This window comes from Streptomyces sp. NPDC089915 (assembly GCF_040684675.1).
In the GTDB taxonomy this organism is placed as follows: Bacteria; Actinomycetota; Actinomycetes; order Streptomycetales; family Streptomycetaceae; genus Streptomyces.
Window position 1 is genome coordinate 1 of the sequence record NZ_JBFBGN010000277.1, and the last position, 3,067, is coordinate 3,067.

Sequence of the window (3,067 nt, forward strand, 5' to 3'; positions counted from 1 at the left end):
CCGCTACCCCCGGTACCCGGGACGGCTCAGGCCACTGCGGCCGTGGTCGGCAGCTGCGGGCGGGGGCCCTGGGTCCACGCCACCCGGAGGGACGAGGCCGATATCCGCCAGCCCTCGGACGTCTTGACCAGTTCGTTGTCGGCGTGGCCGGCCGAGATGAAGACGCTGCCCGAGCCGTCGGCCAGGACGTGGGTGCTCAACTGGGCGCCCTTGGCCGTGGCCCGGTCGCCGTCGATCTCGATGACGGCGTTGCCGCCCAGGTGTACGGTCCGTTCGAACAGCGCCATGGTCCGTCGGATGTCCGCCAGCAGGGCGTCGCGGCCGTGGACGGTACCGACGGGCATCTCCGCGGTGACGTCTTCGGTGTGGAAGGCCCGGGCCCACTCTTCGTCGAAGACGCCTACGTCCAGGGAGCGCAGGTAGCGGTCCATCAGGTCGGTGATCTCGGCGCGGTCGGTCAGGGCCTGCAGCTGCTGCTGGATCTGTTCGGTGTTCATGGAAGAAGACTCCTTCCTCAAGCACACTTGAGGTCAAGATCTTTTTCTGCGAGCACGACGTGGTCCGCGACGGCCGCGCCGAGCCGACGCAGTAGCCGGCCGGAGCGCAACGGCCCGGCCCGCCCTGCGAGGTGCGCACCGCCCCGGCTCTTGAGCGCCCTGACGTGGGCGTTAGCCTCGGCGGATGATTCCTGAGCCCGCATCCAAGATCATCACGAGTCACCGCGACGGGCGGATCCACGCCTATGTCGTGGGCGCCGGCGTCCACGGGACGCTGGTGCCCGCAGCGGTGTTCCAGCCGCGGGACGGCGACGAGGCCGTCGCGTCGGTGGTCCGGCTGGATCTGGAGCGGGTCGTGTACACGACGCTGAACGGGGTCGTCTGCCTCACGCGTGCGGGCGAACTCCTGTGGGCCTCGGACTTCGAGCCGCACTCTGACGTACGCCATGGCCACCGGCCCGGCTGTGCGCTTTCCCTGGACGGCCGGACGGTGTGGGTCTACCGCCCGGACGCGATGGCCGGGCGCGGGACCGGTGACCACTGGGTCGTGTACGACGCCGACAGCGGTGCGGTTCTTGCCCGCCGGGAGCTGGAGACGGTCGGGCACGGCGCCTTCCACCACGTGCATCCCGTGGACGGCAGCGTCTACCTCGACGTCGGTGAGGGCCAGGACGGCTCCGTCATCGTCCGGGGTACGGCAGGGGCGGACGGCGAGCCGGAGTTCGTGGCGTACCCGTGGTCGGACCGCTGCCTGATCGACCTGCCGCCGTCAGGACGGCAGTTCATGACCGTCGACCACGAGCAGGCGGACGTCGCCTTCCACGACCACCCCAGCGGGGAGGTGCTCTTCGCTCTCCCCGTCGAAGCCTTCGGGTACGACCCTGAGGAGTGCTTCGTGGAATGGGGCGGCGGCTACCTGACCGAGGACACGGCCGTCGTCACTCTGGGCGGCCAGGACCAGGAAGGGGAAGAGTGGTTCCGCTACCACCTGGTCGACGTGCGCACGGGTACACCCGGCGGCGAGTTCACCGGCGAGGTGAACCATCCGTACGAGCTGGTGCTGCTGGGGGACGGCACATGGCTCACCGGTGCGCTCGGCGACCATCCCGTCCGTTGGCCCCGGGCTTGAGCGCGCGACTTGGCCGTACGGGCCAGGTTGCGGGCGGTCCTCGCAGCAGGCCTGCGCTGCCTCACGAGGTGGTGGTCGAGGTGCTGGAACGGGCTCTGCGCGACCGCTCGGCGGAGGGCGAGGCGGCGGGCGTCCTCGTCGGGACCGCGTTGAACGACGACGACGCGGAGTTCATCGAGCACTGGTGCGTGCAGGTCGGAACGCGGGCCGTGTCGGGCAGTCCGCTGCTCGGGCTGGCCGGTCTGTGCCTGGGACACACCGCTCGCCGCTTCGGCCGCCTGAGCGATGAGGCCCTCGCGCTGGTGCGGTCGCTGGCAGCGCGGGCCGAGGCCGACCCGTCGGACGTGGACGGTCGGGCCGGCGACGGCTATGACGACGCCCGGAGCTTCCTGCACCTGTGGTGAAGGTGCTGAACCTGCCGATGCCGGTGTCGTGATGCGCGGGCGGTCGGAGCGGTGGAGGCCGCTGCCGGTGACGGCGTACGGGTGGGTGGCCGTGTCCGGGCCTTCTCCGTCCGGCTGCCCGGCACGGGTCGGTGCATTCAGCTGCTGAGGTCGAACACGCACCACGCGGTGAACGGCTGGGTCTGGACGTAGATCCTGCTTCCCCGGCCGACGATGCGGCGGCGGCCGGGGAGGCGGCCGTCGGGCAGGGTGAGCAGGCCGACGGCCGTCGGCTCGACGGAGGTTTCGGTCAGCTCTCCGTGGGTGAGCCGGTCCACTTCCTCGCCGTAGCCTCCGTAGAAGGCGACCCGCTCGCCGTGGACGGCCACCGCCTTGGCGCCCCGGACACGGTTCGTCCACACCTTCACCGGCCGGTCGGGGCGTATCTCGACGAGCGGGAAGTCCGTGTACGTGCACGCCCAGGCGGTGGTGCCCGACACGTTCAGGGCGTAGCAGTCGAAGAGGCCGGGGATGCTCGCGCCGTCCGACGCCCAGTAGATGTGGCCGGTGGTGCTCCAGCGGCGGATTCCGGCCGGGTTCTCGTCGAAGTGCCCGACCCAGACGTGGCCGGCCTCGTCCACGAGCAGGTGCTCCACGGCGTCCCCGACGGAGAAGGACGAGGTCTCGCGGCCGAGCGCGTCGAAGACCTGGACCTGGTCCGCGTCCTCGTACCGGCGGGCGCGGGACGCCGCGAGGACGAACCCACCGTCGGGCAGGCGGTCCAGGCGCGGCCATCGGGCCCGCACCGCGCTCAGCTCGGTGAGTTCGACGTGGCCGCCCGGATGGACGGAGACGACCAGCGCGTCGAAGGGCAGGACATCGCCACCGGGTTGCGGAGCCTCGTCGCCGAGCAGCCAGTGGGCGACGCCGAAGACGTCGACGGTACTGGTCAGGACATGGCGATCGTGGTGCGCTCGGGGGAGGTGGGCGTAGGGAACGAGGGCGGACTTCTGCACGGGCGGGCTCTCCTGCGAGGGCGGACACGGCGTTCGGCCGCT

General features: G+C 71.2%; 4 protein-coding genes. 2 read left to right on the forward strand and 2 right to left on the reverse strand.

Annotated features, from left to right (window positions below; genetic code table 11):
- Positions 1–26: 26 nt before the first annotated feature.
- Positions 27–497 carry a nuclear transport factor 2 family protein gene (locus AB0O29_RS34760; protein WP_365160111.1) on the reverse strand — a complete coding sequence of 157 codons (471 nt, stop codon included), beginning with the start codon at positions 495–497 and terminating at the stop codon, positions 27–29.
- 184 nt (positions 498–681) lie between these two features.
- On the opposite strand from AB0O29_RS34760, the gene AB0O29_RS34765 reads away from it, so the two are divergent.
- Entirely contained in the window at positions 682–1,626 is a 945-nt protein-coding gene (locus tag AB0O29_RS34765) for a hypothetical protein (protein ID WP_365160114.1), read from the forward strand.
- Between the two features lie 80 nt (positions 1,627–1,706).
- A complete protein-coding gene (locus tag AB0O29_RS34770; protein WP_365160116.1) occupies positions 1,707–2,030 on the forward strand; it encodes a hypothetical protein in 324 nt (107 codons plus the stop codon).
- Between the two features lie 137 nt (positions 2,031–2,167).
- On the opposite strand, the gene AB0O29_RS34775 is transcribed toward AB0O29_RS34770, so the two are convergent.
- Positions 2,168–3,067, reverse strand: a 900-nt coding sequence (locus AB0O29_RS34775) for a hypothetical protein (protein WP_365160119.1), incomplete at its 5' end; no start/stop codon positions are given.

What these genes read in the sequence shown, in the direction of transcription:
- AB0O29_RS34765 (WP_365160114.1), top strand. Translation starts at nt 682, where the DNA reads ATGATTCCTGAGCCCGCATCCAAGATCATCACGAGTCACCGCGACGGG.
- AB0O29_RS34760 (WP_365160111.1), bottom strand. Translation starts at nt 497, where the DNA reads ATGAACACCGAACAGATCCAGCAGCAGCTGCAGGCCCTGACCGACCGC.